Origin of the sequence: Stieleria sedimenti, assembly GCF_025060895.1 — a bacterium.
Lineage (GTDB): Bacteria > Planctomycetota > Planctomycetia > Pirellulales > Pirellulaceae > Stieleria > Stieleria sedimenti.
In genome coordinates this window covers 1-20,823 of the sequence record NZ_JANZKV010000161.1, presented here as the reverse complement: position 1 = coordinate 20,823, position 20,823 = coordinate 1, and the positions used below count along the sequence as shown (strand labels likewise).

The window sequence follows — 20,823 nt, the reverse complement described above, 5'->3', positions numbered from 1 at the left end:
GCGAGCCTACGGGCCCCGACCTGAGCAAAACCACGCTTAACTTTGCGGTGTTGGGCTGAAGCCCGTTGATGATCAACCGTGCCTGAATCGCCGGTTGCAATCACTACGCTTTGGGCTGCTGCCAGCGGAGATCCACGATTTGATCGCAGACGGCATCGCCGGGTGGCGAGACCGTCGGCGCGATCGCCTTTGCGTCGATCGGCTCGACGACGCAGCGTTGTTCGCGCCGCTGGCGGGCTTCCTCCACGTTGGCGGGAAGCCCAGCGTAGGGTTCGCTTTTGGGGTGCCAGTCATGTAGCGAAACATGCCAGTGGCCGGCGTTTGGGTGTGACAAGCAGAGCGTCAGCGGCGACTGGGCGCCGAGTGTCGGGTGCAGTCCGCGGAGGGGGACGAAACTTCGGTAACGCAGGCCGACCAGAACAACCTCCCCTTCGTCATCTTCGACGCGCTGCAGCGGGATCGACCAGTTGCCGACGGTGACGTTCCAGTCATCCAGCAGTTCGTTCGGATCCGTCGGTCGCAATCGTATTTCGATCCGCGAGGTGCTGGAGTCGATCAATCTCGAACCGCCGCGTTCTTGGGTCGCGACATCGCCGACCAGCGGCCAAAACTCGAGCGCCCTGCGGATCTCCAGATGCGCCGATCCGAGCTTCCGTTCGGCGAGGACCAGGTCACGGTCGCGGAGTAACAGTTTGACCAGCGGATCGCCGAGCCCCAGACCGCTCGCGTCGAGATCGGCGAGGACTTCTTTCAGGTCGCGGTGCAGGTAATACGGCAGCGAAAACCGCGAGTGCAATTCCGATCCCCAGTCGGACAGGGGTTCGTCGAAGGGTTGCTCGGCGAGCATGGTGACGATGGCCCGCAGCAGGGCCGCTAATGCCGCAGTCGTCTCGGGGGAGGGTGCCATGCGAAACGCGCGGAACTCGACCAGTCCGTTGCATCCTCGCCCGCCCAGGAAGGGATTCCAAAGCTTCTCGATATTGATTTCGGCTCGGTGGCTGTTCCCGGAGGGATCCGCAAGAAATGGCGCGAGGCTATTCCAAAGCGTGTCCGGCGTCGGGCTGTCGGTTCGCTTGAGGAGTTCGAGCGCGAGCGCAAAATCTGACAGATCATGATGCAGGCTTTCGTCCACCCGAGGCGCCTGGCTGGAGGGGCCGACCGAATCGGTGGCGTGGAGGTAGGACAGTGATGGGTGTCGATTGAAGTAGCGAACAACGCTGGGCAACAACTGTCCGAGGGTCAGGAAGGGGCTGACCGTGGGCCGCGCTCCGCCGAGCGTGATGTGACCGCCGCCGCCCGAATCGCTTTCCACCCCGTTGTACTGCAACCGCAAGGGCGCAAGACGCTCCTGTTCCGCGGCGTTTTCCAAGTCACGCAGGTGTTGCAGCAGATCGACGGTGCAGGCGACCGGGGCCATGTTGATTTCGATCACCGCCGGGTCAGGCGTGATGGTCGTCCAGCTGACGGTCGGGTCGACCGGCGGGGCGTGTCCGCTGAGCATCACGGCGGACAGGTCCATTTCCAGCGTGGCCGTTGAAATGGCACCGAGCAACCGTCCGAACAGTTCGACGTCGGGAATTTTGGGAAGCTCCAGATTCGCAACACCCTCTTGATCCGAGCAAACGATCAAATAGTTTCCCGACTCTGCCAATTCGTCTTCGACTTCGGCGCCCACCACCCGCTCGCTGTGCAGCGAGGATCTGGCCAGCGCGGGTTCCTTGGTGGCACAGTTCGGCGGCGGGGTGCCATCGGTACGGAAGACCAGGCGTTCCCGCAGCGGCGATTGAACCGTCATCGCGTTCAAGCCGATCGCCCGCAGGGCTTTGGAGAGCGTGGCGGCCAGCGCTGCCGGGTTGGTTGGTGTGTCCGTTTTCGGCGATGCCGCCAGTGCGGGGTCCGGTGGACCGGACCAGAGGCGTGCCCCGTCGCGTCGCGCGTAGATGCCCACCGACCAGCGTGGATGGGGTTCGCCGCCATATTGGCGACCGACGCAACGCAGGACGGCGGCGCCATGTTCGTGGCGTCCCAGCCGTGCCAGCATTTCCAGGGCGCGGTGCCGTTTGTCGTCGCCGAGAGCATCGAACAGCCACTCGGGAGATTCCGAAAACCGATCGGTGTAAGTCGGTTCCGCACCGACCCAGATCGACCGCCCCGACTCTTCCACGCGTTGGTCGTGCTTCGCCAAGGCTTGCATCACGTCGTCGTCAGGATCCATCGCGATTCCACATCGTCAAGCCTGGTTGGTTAAAGGTGCCGCGTCTGGCCCGAGCGATTGCACACGAGCGATTGCACACGAGCGATCATGCGCGAGCCAAGTATTCCCCGGTCCGGGTGTCGATCTTCAGCCGCTCGCCCTCTTTGATGTATTCCGGCACTTGGACCACCAGCCCGGTTTCCAGGGTTGCCGGTTTGCTCCGTGAGGTTGCCGAATTGCCTTTGACACCGGGGTCACATTGCGTGATCGTCAACTCCACGGCCGCCGGCAATTCCAGCCCCACGCAACCGTCGTTGTAAATCATCGCCCGCATGCCTTCCAAACCTTCGGTGACGTACTTCAGTTCCTCTTCGACATCCTCCAGCGGCAACTCGTATTGCTGGTAGTCTTCCTTGTCCATGACGAACAGATGCGTCGCGTCGGTGTACAGCATTTGAACTTCGCGACGCGAGAAGTCGGCTTCTTCGATCACGTCGGTGCCCTTCATTGTGATGTCGACCTTGTTTCGGGTCAGGACATTGCGGGCGCGGAATTTGTACAGCGTTGCCGCCCCGCGGGCCGAAGGCGAGTGGACGGTGATGCCGCGGATCAGGACGGGGGCACCCTCATGAACGACGACCGTACCTGTCTTGATGTCTTTTGCGAGCATGTGTGGTTTTTCGCCAGCGTTGGTAAACCGGTGAAGGGAATGGATGAGCGGCAGATTCTACGCGGCGGAAGTCGGCTGCTCAACGACACACGTTAGACGCTCGGTGGGATCGGCTTCCAGCCCGAGGTTCCGCGGGGGCGCCGCATGCATGGTCGTGGCAGGGCGCAAGCCCTCCGGTCAACCGTAGCGGTGGCCGATGACGGCTGTTAGAGTGGTTCTAGCACCAATGTCGGCCACCCGGAACCGTTCCAATCGCCATGAAACTTCGAACGAAAGCCACGCTCTCCGCACCCCGGTCCCGGCGACAGTTCCTCGCCGCCGCATCCGCCTCAGCCGGCGGTCTCCTGCTTCCCGGTGCGGGGGGGCTATGTGCGGCGGCGACCGATGTCGGTTCCACCGATCACTTTTGGTATCGACTTGCGCCTCCAGGTCCCTACATCGATTCGCAACGCGACCACAAAGCGTTCGGATTCGATGATGGCGCGGTTTATCTGTCCGAGGACAATGGCGCGACGTGGCCGCACCGGTTGCCGTTTCCCGACGCCGACAAGATCACGTTCAGCTGCATCTTGAAAAGCGGCAACCTTCTTTTCGCCACACTGACGGAACTGTTCTTGAGTACCGACAACCTGAAGTCGTGCAAGCAGATCATCGTCAAAGATCGCAAGGGCGATCACTATCTGCCGCACACGCCGCTGGATCCTGACAACCCGGGTTGGTATTTCCATCCACTCGATGGCGTCCACACGTGGGATGTCGATGGGACGGAGATGTTGGTTTGGGGAAACTATTGCAACGTGCTCGGCGGCGCGGCTCCGATCAACCTTTATTACTCCACCGACGGAGGACAGACGGTCAAGATCGCGTTCTCGTTTGGGCAGAGTCCACAGTTCCAGCAGAAGGGCGCCGCCGCGGGGGATCTGCTGGGCGATCCCGAGATTCCGATCGTGTGCCGTCACGTTCATTCGGTCGCCTACAATCCCGCCGAGAATGCGTTTTACGCTTGCACGGGAGACCATGATCGGGCGGATGGGGCGCGCGGCGACGTGCATGAATGTCATTGGATGCGAGGCACCTATGACCCGGCAAACGACTCCTGGGACTGGACGGTGCTGGTGTCGGTCAATTCCAATTCGCGATACAAATCCGGCGGCATCAATTTTGTCGATGGCCGGCTCTACTGGGCGTCTGACGCCAACGGCCGCAACGGTGTGATGCCGCATGACCGCGGCATTTTTAGCTGCGACCCGGCCGACCTGGCGGACATGTCCAAGCACACCCTGCTGTTCAATCCTGAATACGAATCCGCCAACATGATCATCCAGGACGGTGTGATCTTGTCGGCGCATTACGCACCCGCGTCGCCGTACGACACCGGATTCATCATTTCTACCGATATGGGAAAGAGCTGGGCGCAGTACGACCTCAAGCAATTCGGCAAACGATCCGCCGTCCGCTTTCACCGTCAGAACGCCGAGGGTTGGTTCCGGGTCGACCTGAGAAAGGGCTGGATCGAGCGGGGCGAAGTGTTGTTCATCAAACCGAAGAGATAGCGTGGGGCATCGCGGCGTTCGCCACTGACCAACGACCTCCCCTCGCTTCGCTCGACCCTCCTTCCAGGAGGGTTGCTTTCAAAACTGCACGACCTCCTTAGCCAAGCATCGGTGATGCGGCAAAGACGTTGGGTTAGGCCGGCGGCTTGCTGGCCGCGAATTCCCAGGCCTGTCGATCATCGAGTTTCTTGATCAGCGTTGGCAATGCCGTGGTGAGGCAGTCTTGGTCCGATGGGTCCAATTCACCGGCGACGGCATCGAGCGTCAACTCGGCGTCGCCGGACCATCCGCCTGTGCAGACAAAGAACGCCACGGGCGGGCTGGTCATCCACTCCACGAAATGATCGGCGACGCGTTGTGTCAGGTCCGGGTGGGAGCGTCGAAGGGGTTCGTCGGCGACGAAGACGATGTGGCGTGGTTTCATCTGTCGTCCCCAAAGTCGATCACAGCCGCGTTGCAAGACACCGGACAAGCGATGGCGGAGGTAGCTGGCTTGTTCGTCGAGCGTCTGGCCGACGACGGCATCGAAGTCACCCGGTTCGGTGCACATCAGTGGCACACCTCGGCCGTCGGGCGTGACGCCGGCGACCGACCAGCGTCGCGTCACCGATTCGATCAGGACCGTCAGCAAGACGGGTTCTTTGTCGGTCATCGTTGCTGCTGAAGTCGGGTCAGAAGTTGCGATGCGTTTTCGAGGTATCGATTCACCTCCTTGGCTTCGGTCGTCTGGCCGACGAGTCGCTTGGCGTAGTCTTGGCCCTGTCCGAGGTGTTCTTTCAGGTCCGCAAAAAACCGTCGTCGTTCGACCAGTCGGTCATATTCGGCGGCGGCTTCGCGTAGCACGTCCACCAATTCGTCGGGGTCCCAGGGTTTGGTGATGTAGCGAAACAGCCCTCCCTTGTTGATCGCGTCGATCACCGCTTTGATGTCGGCATAGCCGGTGAAGACCATGCGGATCGCATCGGGGTATTCCGATTTCACCTTGCCGATCAATTCGACGCCCGTCATCTCCGGCATCCGTTGATCGGTCATCACGACGTGGATGGGATGCACACGCAGGATTTCCAACGCTTCCGCTCCGCTTTCGGCGGTGTACAGGTTGAACTCACGTCGCAACAAACCCTTGATCGAAAACAGGATTTCGGGTTCGTCGTCAACGATTAAGATCGAATGTTTCAACGGCGTCTTTCCGCTCATCGTCGCTCCACGCAAATGTCACTCGGTTTTGGGGCGTGGCGGTAGCGTCACACGGAAGGTGCTTCCCCGCCCCATCTCGCTTTCCACTTCGATCGTACCGCCATGGTCACGGACGATTCCGTAACTGATCGCCAAACCTAAACCGGTTCCCCCGCCGACCGGTCTGGTCGTGAAAAATGGATCGAAAATGCGTGGCAGGTGCTCGGCTTCGATGCCACTGCCATGATCTTCCACTTCGACGGTGATCGTTCCATCCTCGTCCGCTGACGTCCGCACAATCAAACGCCCACCGGGCGCGGTTGCTTGGATGCCGTTTAGCAGTAGATTGTACAGTACCTGATGGATCTTGGCCGGATGGCAAACCACGCGGGGCAAATCGTCGCGCAGGCACCGTTCCACGGAGACCTGGCCGGCTTTCTTTTTGTGGGCCAGCACTTGCAGGGTGGACGTGATCGCCGCGTTGATGTCCATCTCATCGAGCTCGGCTTCGTCGAGTCGAGCGAAATCACGAAGATTATTGACGATGTCTCGAACCCGTTTGAGCCCCTTGGACGAACTTTCAAATAGCCGCGGCAGGTTTTCTTCGGTCCATTCCCAATCGCAGTCCTCTTCCAATTGGCGAATTTCGTCGGCCAGATCCGGTCGGGCCGCGGTCAACGTTTCACTCAGCCGGCGGTAGCTTGAAAGGGTTTCGACCAGAACGGCGACTTCACGGCGGAGCACCGACAAATTGTTGGCGACGATGGAGATCGGGTTGTTGATTTCATGCGCCATGCCGGCGGCCAGTTGTCCCAGGCCAGCGAGTTTCTCGCTTTGCACCAAGGCGGCTTGCGTCTCGCGGAGTCTACGGTTTTGTTCGGCCAGCGATTGTTCCAGCCGGATGATCCGCTCGCCTTCGCGGACACGTACACGCAACTCCTCGGTATCACATGGCTTGATCAAAAAATCATCGGCCCCTGCCTCCATCGCATGAACCAAATCCTCTTTTTCCGATTTCGCCGTCAGCAGGATGATGTAGGTGTAGTCGGTCGACTGGTTGGCGCGGATCCGCGTGACCAGTTCCAACCCGTCCATTTCGGGCATCATCCAATCGCTCAGCACGAGCGGGAAACGCTCCTGTTGATAACGTTCCCAGGCCTCGGCACCGTTCTCGGTTGCGACGATTTCATAATCCCATTGTTTCAGCGACTCGACCAACACGTGCCGCATCATCGCCGAGTCGTCGGCAACCAGTATTTTCATGACCGGCATTTCCTTGGCGAGGGTTCCAGCTCCGACGTCTGCCCGCTGTAGGGTCAGTACGCAATCCGCTACGGCGTTGCAGTTTACGGTATAGTTTGGCAGGTCTCGTCAGGCTAGGTGGCAAAACCTTGAATCTTGACGGACCAGGAAAAAGGAATCGGCGTGCCGTCAATGCAGGCTCCCCAAGCTCAACTGGGCGATCGATGACGACGAAGCAACAAGCTGCCACGGTGTTTTTCGAATTCCTCTCTTGTTTCGTCGCCTCGGTCGTCCACGCCCAAGGCATCGTCACGCTGCAATCGGTCCCCGCGGAGCGTGAACTCATCACCGCCGATGAACCCTTGGCGGAGAGGTTTTCGGCCAAGCAGTCGGCGATTTATTTGGATCGTGCCGCGCTGACCTGGCAGAAAGAGAAAAAATGTGTGACCTGTCACACGAACATGCTCTATCTATTTGCCCGGCCGGCTCTGGCGTCGATCCAACAGGACTCGGGGCGTCTGGACTTTCAATCTGCCCGAAGCGACGGCCAGATCGGTGCGGCACAATCCGACCAATGACACTTGGACGGTGACGTGCTCCGGTCCGCACGTCGTCGCCGCAACGTCGGTCCACAAGGTTCCCGCATCGGTTCGAACAAGTGCATGCGATCGGGGGCCTGATGACAAGAAAAGATGTCCATCGACAGTTTTAGCTGAAAGGAAACGCAGCGCCGCGGAAAGGTTCGGGATCTGAAAGAGCGACAACCCAGCAGCTCCAGCAGAGGGTCTGCATCACGTCGGTGGGGAGGAAGAAAATGTCGGTTTGTTCGTCAGCGATGCGGTGATCGCTTAGAATCACCATTGTCCGCCCCGCCACCCGGCAACAATTGGTTCATGATCGATCCCTCTCCCACCAACTTGTCGCTCTTTGGAGCCACCGTTTTTGTCTTCGTGTTGCTCGGCATTCTGTCCGCCGTCCAGGCGGTGATGACGACACGGACCTCACAGGGTGCCGTCGCCTGGGCGATCACTCTGATCACGTGGCCTTTTTTTGCGGTCCCCGCGTACTGGATTTTCGGGCGTAACAAATTCCAAGGCTACGTCGATTTGCGTCGTGACAGGACCAGCGATGCGATCGAGAATTTGGACGAAGTCCGCCGCAAATTGGCGCCCCACGTCGTGGACCTGGGCTCTCGGTTTGGAGACGCGCGTGCATTGGAACAACTCGCCCGAATGCGATTCACTCGAAACAACGACACGCGGCTGTTGATCAACGGGCGAGCCACCTTCGATGCGATCTTTGCGGAGATCGATGCGGCCACAACCTACATTTTGGTTCAGTTCTTCATCATTCACGATGACTCGCTGGGGCGACAACTGAAAGACCGGTTGATCGCACAGGCGAAACGTGGTTTGTCGGTCTACCTGCTGTACGACGACATCGGATCCAGCGGCATTCCCAAAGCGTTCGTCAACGAACTGACCGCCGCCGGCGTCCACGTCACGGGGATGAGGACGACGCGGGGCTGGCGAAACCGATTTCAGATTAACTTTCGTAACCATCGCAAGATCGTTGTCGTTGACGGCCGGATCGCGTTTGTCGGCGGGCACAACGTCGGGGATGAATACATCGGCAAGCACCCGAGGCTGTCTCCCTGGCGCGATACACACCTGTCGATCAGCGGCCCGGCCGTGCTCGCGACCCAACTCGCCTTCGTCGAAGACTGGTACTGGGCGACCGAAACGATGCCCACGGTCAGTTGGGAACCGCAACCGTCAAACGACCATGACCGGATGGTGTTTGTGCTGCCGAGCGGTCCCGCCGATGACTACGAGACCTGCGGGCTGTTCTTTACGCATGCGATCAATTCGGCTGACGAGCGGATTTGGATCGCGACGCCTTACTTTGTTCCCGACGAAGGCGTGATCACCGCGCTGCAATTGGCGGCGTTTCGCGGTGTCGACGTGCGTGTCTTGATCCCCGGGATACCGGACAAGCCGTGGATCAAGCTCGCCGCGATGTCTTACGTCAATCAGGTGATCCAGGCCGGGGTGAAGGTGTATGAGTATGGTGATGGGTTTTTGCACCAGAAAGTCGTTCTGGTCGATGGCTACGCTTCGGCGATCGGGACCGCGAATTTCGACAACCGCTCGTTTCGATTGAATTTTGAAATCACCGTGCTGACGATCGACGATGAATTCACGGACGAAGTCGAACAGATGCTGACGAAGGACTTTGCCAATTCAAGAGAAATCACTCGAGACGAACTTGCCGCGCGGCGCTGGTGGTCGGTTGCCGGCTCGCAAATCGCACGCCTGTTCGCTCCGATCCTCTGAAACCCTTCACAGCGTAGCCTTCTCGGCCGCCTCAAGAAGGTTCCCAACGCGGGATTTCTTTTTCCGCTTCCAGTTCGTTCATGGCATCACAAATCGTTTGCATGAACGTGTCCTTTTTCCCGGTCCAATGAACCGGCGGGCCGATGAACACGTCGCAAAAGAAAGGCACCAAGATGCCTTCGCCTTTGGGAAGCGAACGTCCCAAACCATGCATGAAAACTGGCGTAAAGGGAACTTCGGGGTAGCGTTTGGCGACGTGCGCGATGCCCGTTTTGAATTCGTCTCGGATCTCGGGCGCCCCCCGACTGCCTTCCGGAAATAGAATCAGGATCTTGTCATCATCGAGTGCCTGGCAGATTCCAGCCAGAGGGTCTCGGCGGACGCCTTTCACTTCGCGTTCCAGCGGAATGATTCCGATGATCTTTGTTGAAAACCATGCCATCAGCCGGTTGCGCAAAAAATGATCTGCCGCGGCGACCGGATGAACATCCTTCAACCGCCGCATCCCGAAGAGGGTCATGAGGACCATCGTGTCGAGGTGGCTGTTGTGATTGGCGACGACGACGGCCGGCCCTTTCTCTGGCAATTGATTTGCTCGTCGGACATTCAGGCCGATCACAATCAAGATGACCGGTCGGACGATGAACAGAAAGTAGACAAATCGCAGCAGGTCCGTCATCGTTCAACCGTAACAGTAATAGATGAAATGAAAGAACAGCGGGGCGGTGTAGGTCAGGCTGTCGACTCGGTCCAGGACTCCCCCGTGTCCGGGCAACGTATGGCCGGCGTCTTTCACGCCTAGATCGCGTTTGAGTGCGGAAATCGAAAGATCGCCCGCGAAGCCTGCAACGCCGATGATCAACCCGGCCAATAGCGATCGCGGCAGGTCAAGAAACGTCAACCAGGGGCCGACGCAGGCCGCCAAAGCGACGGTGGACGCGATTCCGCCGATCAATCCGCCGACCGTCTTGCCCGGGCTGACCTTTGGAATGACCTTCCGCTTGCCGATCGTTTTTCCCCAACAAAATTGCGCGACGTCGTTGAACTGAGTCAGCAAGACCAGCAACACCAACAGAGCCGCGCCGCCGGATGCCTTGGAGGCTTCGTCAGCCCAAACCGCGGGAACGCGGGCCGAATCACCCGGCTGGATCATCATCAACATTGCCGCATGCGAGAGGCTGAAAACCGTTGTCATGAGCCCCCACTGGACTGTCCCGATCGCTCTCAGGAACCCCTTGGTTTCGCCGATCAACACCATGCGAGTCGGAAGTCCAAGGAACATGTAGACCGGAATGAAGATCACGAACATCCCGAACCAGGCGATCGCAACCCAGCAGTACTGAAACGGGATCGCCAGGTAGGCCCAGAACAACACACGATGATCTGCCCGCCGCGTCGGGATCAGTGACAAGAACTCCTTGAAAGCGAGGAAGCTGACGAATCCCAAGAAAGCGACTGCAGTCGTTCTGGAAACGGCAACCATGAATGCGAAGCAACCGACGATGATCCACCACGTCCGGACGCGAAGCACCAATTCTGTGTCATCGCGGTCGGGATCGGCACGTTTACGCAAAATGAGGATCACGTTGGCAAGCAACAGCAATCCTGCGATCGCCGCAAACGTCAGACAAATCTCCGTCGACAGGTGGTCAAACAAACTCATTCCCCCAGTGCGGATTCTGCGGCGGACCGATCGTCCGCGGGAATTTCGACCGGACGTCGCATCTGGGCACGAAGTGATTCGGAAATGACCATCAGGCGACGCACCGACGTGATGACACCGCCGACGATGATCAATCCTAGAACCGCTCCCATCACGGGGGCTTGCCAGCGTCCGGACAGTCCCGAGCTTGCCAGTGAGAGCAACGCACACAGGACGCACCCGGACGTCATCAATGCCATCCGCTGGGGCTTGGCCATCGGCCCGACGAAGACTTCACCCGCACCGGCGCTGGATCCGATGGCGCGGACGTAAGCGACAAAGACGGCAACGACCGCCGCCGCCAGCCCCAGTTCCGCTCGCGATGCCAACGAGTATCCCGCGCCGATCAGAATCGCGACGTCCGAGAGACGGTCGGGGACCTCGTTGTACAACACGCCGACCGGTGACGCTTTTCCGCCTTCGACCGCCACCATGCCGTCGAGCAAGTTGGCGATCAATCGCAGTTGCATGCAACCGGCTGCCGCCAGATAGAGGATTGCGAGCGCTCCAGACGATCCCGCCATCGACGTTCCGGCGAGCGCCAAACCGGCGATGACGCCAAAGACGATGCTGGAGGTGCTGATCATGTTGGGCGTCACGCGGGTCTGCGCCAGTCGTTCCGCTGCGTACTGAAACACCCGCCAATTGCGTGTCTTCAGCGGGCGTCGTCCCTCGACTTCATTCATGATCGCAGACCCATCGAGTACATGTCGTCACCCACCACCCCATCACGGCGATCGCCATCCCCAGACGGTGCCCACGACCATCCAGAGTTTAGCTACTAGCTTAGCAGGGTTCCGCAGTTGAAATCGGCTTCATCCCTGTAGAGACCTGCGGAAGAGGAACGTGGCGCCAGCTTCCAGCTTGCGTTGCCGGAATCGCAAGCTGGAAGCTTACGCCACTTTCCAGACTGCCGAACTACAGCAGCGTCTGACCGCCGTCGACGCTCAGGATCTGTCCGGTTGCCATCGCGGTCCCGGTGGCGAAGAACAGCACCGCGTCGGCGATGTCGTCCGGCTGGGACGCCTTGGGGATCGGATAGCCGGCCACCATCGCATCCAGATCCCATTTCGGGTTGCCTTCCTTGATCCAACGGCTGTCGATCGGACCCGGGCAAACCGCGTTGACGCGGACTTCGGGTGCCAGCACGCGGGCCAGTGATTTGGTCATCGTGTTCAAGGCGGCCTTCGACGCGCAGTAGGCGATCGAGGAACCGCTGCCGGTGATCCCGGCGACGGAACTGACATTGACAACGCTTCCCGAGCCGCTGGCTCGCAACAAGTCCGCGGCCGCCCGCGTGACAAAGAACGCGCCCTTCAAATTGACCGCCAACATCCGGTCCCACATCGATTCGGTCAGTGCTTCCAGGTCGCGATGTTCGATGAAGGATGTCGTCGCTGCGTTGTTGACCAAGACGTCCAATCGCCCGAAGGCTTCGCCGACGTTGAGCACCATTTTCCGGACGCGGGCATCATCGGAAACGTCACAACCTTCCACAAGCACCTTCGCGCCCAAGGCCTTGGCTTCGCCGGCAGTTTCCAGGGCTTCTGCCTCGCTGCGGGAGTAGTTGACGACGACATCATATCCGCGGCGGGCGAATTGCAGCACGCAGGCGCGGCCGACACCGGTCGCGGATCCGGTCACAAGTGCAACGGGACGTGAAGTTGGCATCGAGAGATAATTCAACGGATGGAGGATGGGAGATGAGGAACGACGCCGCTAACATATCCCGTCGAGAGCCCCGGGAGTAGCCTGAAGGTGTTAGCGGAACGGCGCGAGCGGGCTGTCGGTTTAGTGGGGAACTGTTGAGTGAATGGTGAGCCGCCGGCCGTAAGGCCTCGGGCGGGCGTCGGAATGCCCGGCCGCTGACGCGTCACGGCTCACAAAACCGACAGTCCGTGAGCCGTCCGGTTCAGCGTGAAACACCGGAGGGCTCGCGCCCTACCGCTAACAAATGCTTCACAGCGCGACCCCGTCCGGGGTCGGCCAAACTCTCAGGCGTTGGTTCCCGGAGGTGTCGCTGCGTTCACCTCCGGCTACGCGTTTTCATCCCTTCGGGATACAGCGTTCTCTGGCGAGAACCGGCGGATGTCATCGGCAACGCCTCCCAGCCTACTTCACGCAATAGACCGCTTGGTTGCTGCGCAGGAACGCTCGCCCGTTCGAGATGGCCGGTGTGGCGTTGAAGTCCGATTCGTCCAGCGGTTCGCTCTTGGCAACCTGCTTCATTTCGGGGGTCGCTTGAAAGACGTACGTCCCGCTGCGACGCGTGACGACATAAAGGTGCTCTCCGACTTTGATCGGTGAGGCATACACGGGACTGCCGCCCGACTTGAGGTCATCCAAACGTTCGCGCGTCACGGTTTCTCCGGTCTTGGCATCGACGACAAAGGCTTGGCCACGATGATCGACCCAGTAAAGATGACCTTCGAAGTACAGCGGTGTCGGAACGTAGCTGCTGTCGCGGGTTTCCCAGAGGTGGTGCGTGTCGGTGATGTCCTTGCGACCGCCACGACGAATCGCGTTGGTCTGTTGCGACGGATAGCCGCCGAAGGTGTAGAACGCATCCTCGCTGAGAACGACACTGGGGCTGACGTTGCCGCCGTTTCCGATCTCACAAAACCAACGGATCTTACCGGTGGTCGCGTTCAGCCCCCAAACTTCGCCGGGCATCGAAATCACCGCTTCAATCACGTCGCCTTCGCCCTTGGCCAGGATCGGTGTCGCGTAGCAGAGTTCCAGAAGATCGTACTCGGCCTTCCAAAGCTCGTTGCCCGTCGCGGCATCCAAACCGATGATCGCCCGCGCCTCCTCGGATGCATTGACGATCAAGATCCCGTCGTGCAGCACCGGGCTTGAACCGGATCCCCACTGCCGATTGCTGGACATCTGGCCGACGTCTCGCTGCCACACTTTCTTGCCCTCGACGGTCCAGGCGACCACGCCGGCTTTGCCGAAGAACGCATAGACGTGTTTCCCATCGCAAACCGGTGTGCCGCTGGCATAGCCGTGTTCGGTGATGAATCCCTGATACGCGTCTTCGCGTGCCGGGCCGCTGATCGCATCGGTCCAAAGCTGCTTTCCCGAATCCGCGTCGAGGCACACGATGTGCCGTTGGGCATCGGAGCCCCTGCCGGAATAGCAAGTCACGAAGACGCGATTGTCGACGACGATCGGCGACGAGGAGCCTTCCCCGGGAAGTTCCACGGACCAGGCCAGGTTCTTCTCGACACTCCAGGTCAGGGGGATCGTCCCCTCCGCGATCCCCTGGCCCTTGGGGCCGCGAAAACGCGACCAGTCCTCGGCGGCGATCGTGGCGGTGAAGACGGAGGAAACGCAGAGGGCGACAACTGCGGATAGACGCATCGATTCGGCTCTTTTTGTGTTGAAAATGATTTCGGGTCAGTCTTCTCGCGACTTCGATCGGTGGGACCGCCGGGACTGAATCAACACCGGCGGTCGGCTCCCGGATCGGGTAAAACGGTGGAATGCTCCGGTGTTTCAGGAATTCATTGAGTGTATCGTCTACCTGACGCGCCGACCGACGCAGCTGGCAAACCCCATCAAGAGCTTTGGCATGGTTGACAGGCTTGGACGTTCCCCCGTGGTCACTCCTGTTGCACTCCTGTTGGGCTGCCTCGCGGCACTGCTGCAATGCCCGGTTCTGGGCAAAGAAGTCCTGATCGGGCAGCCCGGCGAACTGAAATCCGTACTCAAGCAGATCGCTGCCGGTGACTCGATCGTGCTCGCCGACGGCGACTGGAAGGATGCGAAGCTGACGTTCGAACGGTTGCCGGGAACGAAAGACGCACCGATCGTCATTCGCCCGCAACACCCCGGCGGTGTGGTGTTTTCTGGCGCGACGGAATTTCGAGTTTCGGGAACCCATGTCAACGTCACCGGGTTTGCCTTTCGCGATCCGGCGGGCGTCAGCGATGTGATGCAACTGCGAACGCACAGCCAACGTCTTGCGCATGATTGCCGAGTCACGCAGTGCTGGTTCGAACAGACGGCGGATTCCGATGCGGGGATCGAATCCCGGTGGCTGTCGATCTACGGCACCCACAATCGTGTCGACCATTGCTACTTCGGCGGCAAAAAGAGCCGAGGGACCACATTGGTCGTCTGGGTCAGCGAGTTTGCCGAGAACCACCGCATCGATCACAACCACTTCGGTCCCCGTCCGGAACTGGGGCGGAACGGCGGCGAGACGATTCGCATCGGCACCAGCGAAGTCTCGGAACTGGAGTGCGGAAGCGTCGTCGAAGACAATTACTTTTACCGATGCGACGGTGAAGCGGAGATCGTTTCCAACAAGTCGTGCGGCAACATCTACCGGCACAACGTTTTTGATTCCTGCGCCGGTGCGCTGACCCTGCGACACGGCCATCGCTGTCTGGTCGATGGAAACCTTTTTCTCGGCAGAAAGCAACGCGGTACCGGCGGCGTGCGTCTGATCGGCCAAGACCACCGCGTCACGAACAACTATTTCGAAGGCCTGCGGGGCGACGCCGAACGGGCCGCACTGTGCATGATGAACGGGATACCCGATGGGGCGCTCAACACGTACGCACCCGTTCGTGGCGCAGTCGTGGCCCACAACACGTTCATTGATTGCAAGGTGTCGATGGAAATCGGCATGGGGGCCGGTAAAAAGCAATCTGCCAATCCGAGTGACTGTCAAATCGTCGGCAACATTTTGATGCCGGTGAAATGGCAGCTGTTTCGAATCCATGCCGAACCGAAGGACTTCGTTTGGCAAGGAAATTTGCAACAGCTCGGTGGTGAAGATCGTGACACCTCCATGCAGTTCCCCCGCGTCGAACTGTCCTTGCAACGCGCGGCCGATGGATTGTTGCGGCCGAGCGATGCGCATTCACTTCGCTGCGACGTTCCGGACATCGTCAAGAACGATCTCGACGATTTTCCCCGCGGTGCAAACGCATTGGCCGGATGTGATGACCCGACCACGGCGCATCGCGTCTGGCCTTCGGTGGAGAACACCGGGCCGGCCTGGCGCCCGCGTTAGCTCCAGGAAAGGTCGTGGTCGCGGAGCGGCAGATCGCGGATGCGTTTTCCGGTTGCCGCAAAGATCGCATTGCAGAGAGCGGGAGCAAAGGACGGCACCGTGGTTTCACCGACACCGGCCGGCGCGGCCTTGCTGTCGATCACATCGACGATGATTTCGCGCGGGGCATCACTCATCGTGACCATGGAGTAGTCATCGTAATTGGATTGCTGCACCCGACCGTTTTTGAAGGTGATCTTGCCGTAACGCGCCTGAGTCGTGGCCATGATCGCGGCGCCTTCGACCTGGGCTCGCACGCGGTCGGGGCTGACGATCAGCCCCGCATCCAGCGCGACCCAAACCTTGGGGATCCGCAGTTTGCCGTCTTGGGACACTTCGACTTCGACGACGTGACCGGTGTAACCCAGGAATGCGCGGCAGCAAGCGATACCGAGTCCGCGGCCCTTGGGCAACTGTTTTCCACGTTGCCAGTCGGCCATTTCCGCGGCACGTCGCGTGACCGCTTTGAGCCGTCCGATGTCGTAGGGATAATCCGTCGGCGAGGCACCGCGGTTGGACAACCCGATCGCTTTCAGGTCCAGGTGGCGATCCTCGCCCAACAACTCCAACAGATGCTCATAGGGATCACGCCCGGCATGATGTGCCAGTTCGTCGGCAAAGGAACAGACCGCAAAATTTTGCTGGATGTGTGCGACCGATCGCAACCAGCCGATCCGCGTGTGCGCGGCCGCCTGACCGACTTCCACCCGTAAATGGGGGATGTCGTAGGGGCAATCGGTCAGCCCCATTTCGACTTCGAACCCCGCCGGTTCTTTTGCCAACGGGTTGAACGTCGACCCGATCGTCGGGTAGGCGGCACGAGCCAGCCACGCGTTCGGTTTTCCGTCGTCGTCCACGGCGGCTTCCAGGTGCACGTGTGAAATCGTGTGGAAGTAATCGTTGTGGATGTCGTCTTCACGTGTCCACGTGACGTGAACCGGCCGACCGATCGTTCGCGACAACAGGGCCGCTTCGACGCAGTAATCCGGTTTGCTTTTGCGGCCGAATCCGGAACCGAGCAGGGTGACGTTGACGATCACGTCTTCCGGTTTCATGCCCAGCGCGGGGCCGACGGCTTGTTGGACCGCTTGCGGGTTCTGCGTCGCGGCGGTGACGGTACAGGAGACGACTTTGTCGCCTTGGGTTTTGACATCCGCGACCGCGCAAGGCGTCTCCATCGGAGCGTGGGACAAGTGTGGCACGGAGTAATCGGCGCGAACCACGTTGTCGGATTCAGCGAGGACCTTGTCGGCATCACCGTGGTTCCGCACCGCTTTGCCGGGCTGGTTGGCCGCCGCCGCCAAGGTCTTGGCGAATTCATCGGTGTCATAGTTGGCGTTGGGACCATCGTCCCATTGGATGTCAAGCGCGTCGCGCCCCTGCCAAGCGGCCCAGGTGCTGTCGGCGCAAACGGCGACACCGCCGAGTGGTTGAAACAGCGGAGCGCCCACGAATTTGGGGATCTCAATGACGTCCACCACGCCGGGGATTTTCTTTGCTTCGGTCGCGTCGAAGGACTTGACCGTCCCGCCGACCACGGGCGGACGGGCAATGACGGCGAACAGCTGGTTTTCCATCCGAGCGTCGATCCCATAGATCGCCTTGCCCGTCAGGATGTCGTCCATATCGGTGATCGGCGTGTCCTTGCCGATGTAGCGATACTTCGACGCCGGTTTCATCGTCAGTTCGTCGGCCGCCGGCACGTCCAGGGTGCTGGCGATCGAAACCAGTTCGCCGAACCCGATCGCACGATCGCTGCTGGAATGCACGACACGATGATTGTCGGCCTTGCACTGATCGACCGGCACACCCCATTTGTTTGCGGCGGCGCGTTCCAACATCGTCCGCGCGGTGGCTCCGGCGACCCGCATGCGATCGAAGAAGAACCGGATGCTGTTGGACCCGTCGGTGTTTTGATCACCGAGTCGTTTGTCTCCGATCGCCTGAACGATTTCCACGCGTTCCCAGTCCGCTTCCAATTCGTCGGCGACGACTCGGGGCAGGCTGGTTCGAATCCCGGTTCCCATCTCACTGCGGTGGGCCAGAATGGAAACCATCCCGTCGGGCGCGATGGAGACGAACAGGTCGGGATCGAAGGATTCAAGATTGGCCTTGGTCGCCCCCACGACGACGACTTCTTGGCCGCCGGTGACCTTGGCCATCAAGACCAATGATCCGGCCGACGCGCCGGCAAGGAAACCGCGACGCGAGATCCCATTGCGTGATTGGATTGAAGCGTTCATTTGGCCTGCATCTCCTTCGCCGCGGATTTGATTGCCGCGCGGATCCGCGGGTAGGTGCCGCAACGACAGATGTTCCACATCTCGCTGTCGATGTCATCGTCGCTGGGATCGTTGTTGGACTGCAGCATCGCGGCGGCCATCATCATCTGGCCCACTTGGCAATAACCGCACTGCGGCACGCCGTGTTCCTTCCAGGCCTTTTGGACCGGGTGGGAACCGTCTTCGGAAAGCCCCTCGATGGTCGTGATTTCAGAATCACCGACTTCGCCCAACTGGGTGATACACGATTGGATCGCGTCGCCGTCGATGTGCACGGTGCAGATGCCGCATTCGGCGATCCCGCAGCCGTATTTTGTCCCGGTCAAACCAAGATGGTCACGCAGCACCCACAGCAGGGGCGTGTCGTCGGGCACGTCTCCCAGCTCGTGGACTTTGCCGTTCACGTTGATCGATGTCATCTTGTCCCTTTCGCAAATGCCGCGGCAGAAATGTGGAATTCGATTCATCCGTTGTTGAGTTTAACAGACCGCTGCCGCCGAAGTCGCCTCGGCGCTTCGGAGACGGAACGCAAATTCGGCGACTGTTCACCTCTTCTTTTTCCAGCCCTCAGGCAACGCGTCTCGCAAACGTTCGTATTCCTCGGGTGTATCGACATCCACCACACGTTGATCGGCGGGAAAGGGAACCGCCAGTTGCCGATGCCGTTTGACCATCCGGTCAATGCCCTCGTCGGGGCCCAGCTCGAAAATTTCCGCCGTCAGCGGCCACGGGAACAACGCCGGGTGTCCCGGTTTGCCTCCGAATTCTGGGACCACAATGGTCGAGGCATCCGATTCGGCCGCGATCAGCCGGTCGATGATGCGAGAGGAAAGCGTCGGCACGTCCGCGGGTGCGATGAAACAGCGATCATGAACCTTGGGTGTCAATCGGGTTTGGATTTCGCGCAATCCCCACTGCACCGACGTCTTCATCTCCAGCGGATCATCGTTCGGGTGGACCAGATGCACGCGGTGTCGTCGACACGCTTCGGTCAGCGCCTGGTCGTCTTTCCGCACCACGACGACGACTTCGTCGACTCGGCTGTCGGTCCAAGCCGCCAGAACCTGATCGATCAGCAATCCGTCGCGCCAGGGCAACAGCAGTTTCGCGCCGCCCATCCGCTTGCTTCTTCCTGCGGCGGGAACGATCGAATAACATTTTGAAGGCGGTTGGTTCACAGCGGAGTCGAGATTCGGAGCGAATGCGAGATGACGTATGATGTCGTGCAATATCATCAGAGACTAACGTCGCTGCTGCAATCGGAAACACCGTTTGTGACCGTGACGTTGATCGACATTCGCGGCAGTGCCCCGCAGATCACCGGTGCGAAGGCGATTGTGACGGCCGAAGGCATTGAATCGGGGACCATCGGCGGTGGAAAGATCGAAGCCGCCGCGATCGAGCATGCCCGGCAATTGCTCGCCACCGCCACGGGAACCAGTTGTGACCTGGTGACCTGGAACCTGCAAACGGACATCGGCATGACGTGCGGCGGCGAGGTCAAACTTTTTTTCGAAGTCCACGGCAAAGTCGACTGGCCGATCGCGGTGTTCGGCGCCGGGCACGTCGCCCAGGTGCTGGTCCCCTTGCTGTGCCAGTTGCACTGCCGCGTCACCTGTATCGACCCGCGATCCGATTGGTTGACAAAAATTCCCGATCATCCCAAGCTGACGAAACGATGCGTCCAACGCCCCCAAGAGCTGGTCGGCGAGCAACCATCGGGGACGTTTTTCGTTTTGATCAGCAAGGGCCACGCGACGGACTTACCGGTGCTTTCGGAGCTTCTGAAGACGCGAGACGCACCATACATTGGTGTGATCGGCAGTCCCCAAAAGGCGAGCGTGTTGCGGCGCGAGCTGAAACAGCTGAACGTCTCGCCGCAGAAAATTGATTCCTTTTGTTGTCCGATCGGTCTGCCGTTGGGCAACAACACCCCCGCTGAAATCTCCATCAGCATCCTCGCGCAACTGATCCAGAAACGTGATGAACTCGGCGTGTTGCAGCACAAGGTCAAACGGTTTTGACGCGATGGTCGGCTCGGGGGCCGTCGGCGGGCGAATCGGTGACCACGCGACCTCGCCCCCATCTCCGGGCTCCTGACTGCGGCGTTTCGACCCTTCCGGGCAACGCTGTGAATCATTTATTCCCTGCGTTTGACGAGGTGTTAGCGGCAGGCCGCACGGCCTGACCCCGACGGGGTCCGAGCCAGTAGCCGGAGGTGAGCGAAGCGACACTTCCGGACATCCGGTCCCCCGTCAGATGCGACCCCGAAGGGTGTCGAAGCAAATGACATCGGCGCCCTCGGACCCGGCCAGCCCGCACGCTCAAGCTCACCGATCGACTCCTCTACGAACGGAGACTGCCGCACCGCCGGCGGATTGATTCGCTGCGACCCCGTCCGGGGTCGAGGGGATTTTTGTGGGACGTGCTTCCCGGAGGTGGCGCTGCGCTGACCTCCGGCTACTCGCTGGCATCCCTCCGGGATACTCGGTTCGCTGCCGCTCTCCTTTGACACCTAACGGAGTGATGCTTGTTAGCGGCAGGGTTCGCGCCCAACACCGCTAAATCGAGATTTAGCGCCGCCGCTCGCGCTGGCGCGA

General features: G+C 60.1%; 18 protein-coding genes. 5 read left to right on the top strand and 13 right to left on the bottom strand.

Annotation, left to right across the window (positions count from 1 at the left end):
* Nucleotides 1–103: 103 nt before the first annotated feature.
* Both NZK35_RS20390 and efpL read right to left on the bottom strand, forming a co-directional pair.
* On the bottom strand, nt 104–2,215 hold the full coding sequence (locus NZK35_RS20390; RefSeq protein ID WP_259634370.1) for a transglutaminase family protein: 2,112 nt from the start codon (nt 2,213–2,215) through the stop codon (nt 104–106).
* A gap of 85 nt (nt 2,216–2,300) precedes the next feature.
* Nucleotides 2,301–2,864 carry an elongation factor P-like protein EfpL gene (gene efpL, locus NZK35_RS20385; protein WP_259634369.1) on the bottom strand — a complete coding sequence of 188 codons (564 nt, stop codon included), beginning with the start codon at nt 2,862–2,864 and terminating at the stop codon, nt 2,301–2,303.
* A gap of 257 nt (nt 2,865–3,121) precedes the next feature.
* On the opposite strand from efpL, the gene NZK35_RS20380 reads away from it, so the two are divergent.
* Complete coding sequence (locus NZK35_RS20380; protein WP_259634368.1) at nt 3,122–4,417, top strand: sialidase family protein; 1,296 nt, start codon at nt 3,122–3,124, stop codon at nt 4,415–4,417.
* 133 nt (nt 4,418–4,550) lie between these two features.
* Here NZK35_RS20380 and NZK35_RS20375 read toward each other — a convergent pair whose 3' ends face one another.
* The 3 genes from NZK35_RS20375 to NZK35_RS20365 are packed head-to-tail and all read right to left on the bottom strand — an operon-like array spanning nt 4,551 to nt 6,856.
* Nucleotides 4,551–5,069: a hypothetical protein gene (locus NZK35_RS20375; protein WP_259634367.1), complete on the bottom strand. Its 519-nt coding sequence runs from the start codon at nt 5,067–5,069 to the stop codon at nt 4,551–4,553.
* Nucleotides 5,066–5,614 carry a response regulator gene (locus NZK35_RS20370; RefSeq protein ID WP_259634366.1) on the bottom strand — a complete coding sequence of 183 codons (549 nt, stop codon included), beginning with the start codon at nt 5,612–5,614 and terminating at the stop codon, nt 5,066–5,068. Before NZK35_RS20370 ends, NZK35_RS20375 begins: the two co-directional genes overlap by 4 nt.
* A gap of 18 nt (nt 5,615–5,632) precedes the next feature.
* Entirely contained in the window at nt 5,633–6,856 is a 1,224-nt protein-coding gene (locus tag NZK35_RS20365; protein WP_259634365.1) for a sensor histidine kinase, read from the bottom strand.
* A 203-nt stretch (nt 6,857–7,059) separates the two neighbouring features.
* Here NZK35_RS20365 and NZK35_RS34740 point away from each other — a divergent pair, with 203 nt between their 5' ends.
* Both NZK35_RS34740 and cls read left to right on the top strand, forming a co-directional pair.
* Entirely contained in the window at nt 7,060–7,413 is a 354-nt protein-coding gene (locus NZK35_RS34740) for a hypothetical protein (protein WP_323379647.1), read from the top strand.
* A 315-nt stretch (nt 7,414–7,728) separates the two neighbouring features.
* Nucleotides 7,729–9,171 (top strand): cardiolipin synthase, encoded by a 1,443-nt coding sequence (gene cls / locus NZK35_RS20355; protein ID WP_259634364.1) that lies wholly within the window; start codon nt 7,729–7,731, stop codon nt 9,169–9,171.
* Between the two features lie 31 nt (nt 9,172–9,202).
* Here the strand turns inward: cls and NZK35_RS20350 are convergent, their stop codons facing one another.
* The 5 genes from NZK35_RS20350 to NZK35_RS20330 form a co-directional block, all read right to left on the bottom strand.
* The gene (locus NZK35_RS20350) at nt 9,203–9,850 is read right to left on the bottom strand and encodes a lysophospholipid acyltransferase family protein (protein ID WP_259634363.1); all 648 of its coding nucleotides are present in this window, start codon (nt 9,848–9,850) and stop codon (nt 9,203–9,205) included.
* Between the two features lie 3 nt (nt 9,851–9,853).
* Nucleotides 9,854–10,834, bottom strand: a complete 981-nt coding sequence (locus NZK35_RS20345) for a phosphatidate cytidylyltransferase (RefSeq protein ID WP_259634362.1) — start codon at nt 10,832–10,834, stop codon at nt 9,854–9,856.
* Nucleotides 10,831–11,559 carry a CDP-alcohol phosphatidyltransferase family protein gene (locus NZK35_RS20340; protein ID WP_259634361.1) on the bottom strand — a complete coding sequence of 243 codons (729 nt, stop codon included), beginning with the start codon at nt 11,557–11,559 and terminating at the stop codon, nt 10,831–10,833. The genes NZK35_RS20345 and NZK35_RS20340 overlap by 4 nt, the downstream gene beginning before the upstream one ends.
* Nucleotides 11,560–11,791: 232 nt before the next feature.
* A complete protein-coding gene (locus NZK35_RS20335) occupies nt 11,792–12,544 on the bottom strand; it encodes an SDR family NAD(P)-dependent oxidoreductase (protein ID WP_259634360.1) in 753 nt (250 codons plus the stop codon).
* A 441-nt stretch (nt 12,545–12,985) separates the two neighbouring features.
* Nucleotides 12,986–14,239, bottom strand: a complete 1,254-nt coding sequence (locus tag NZK35_RS20330; RefSeq protein ID WP_259634359.1) for an outer membrane protein assembly factor BamB family protein — start codon at nt 14,237–14,239, stop codon at nt 12,986–12,988.
* A 211-nt stretch (nt 14,240–14,450) separates the two neighbouring features.
* On the opposite strand from NZK35_RS20330, the gene NZK35_RS20325 reads away from it, so the two are divergent.
* Nucleotides 14,451–15,902, top strand: a complete 1,452-nt coding sequence (locus tag NZK35_RS20325) for a polysaccharide lyase 6 family protein (RefSeq protein ID WP_259634358.1) — start codon at nt 14,451–14,453, stop codon at nt 15,900–15,902.
* Here NZK35_RS20325 and NZK35_RS20320 read toward each other — a convergent pair.
* From NZK35_RS20320 to NZK35_RS20310, 3 genes are all read right to left on the bottom strand, one after another.
* A complete protein-coding gene (locus NZK35_RS20320) occupies nt 15,899–18,184 on the bottom strand; it encodes a xanthine dehydrogenase family protein molybdopterin-binding subunit (protein WP_259634357.1) in 2,286 nt (761 codons plus the stop codon). The genes NZK35_RS20325 and NZK35_RS20320 overlap by 4 nt on opposite strands.
* Nucleotides 18,181–18,642, bottom strand: a complete 462-nt coding sequence (locus NZK35_RS20315) for a (2Fe-2S)-binding protein (RefSeq protein WP_259634356.1) — start codon at nt 18,640–18,642, stop codon at nt 18,181–18,183. The genes NZK35_RS20320 and NZK35_RS20315 overlap by 4 nt, the downstream gene beginning before the upstream one ends.
* A gap of 126 nt (nt 18,643–18,768) precedes the next feature.
* Nucleotides 18,769–19,401 carry a nucleotidyltransferase family protein gene (locus NZK35_RS20310; protein WP_259634355.1) on the bottom strand — a complete coding sequence of 211 codons (633 nt, stop codon included), beginning with the start codon at nt 19,399–19,401 and terminating at the stop codon, nt 18,769–18,771.
* Nucleotides 19,402–19,431: 30 nt separating this feature from the next.
* On the opposite strand from NZK35_RS20310, the gene xdhC reads away from it, so the two are divergent.
* Nucleotides 19,432–20,247, top strand: a complete 816-nt coding sequence (gene xdhC, locus NZK35_RS20305; protein WP_259634354.1) for a xanthine dehydrogenase accessory protein XdhC — start codon at nt 19,432–19,434, stop codon at nt 20,245–20,247.
* The last annotated feature ends 576 nt before the right edge of the window (nt 20,248–20,823 follow it).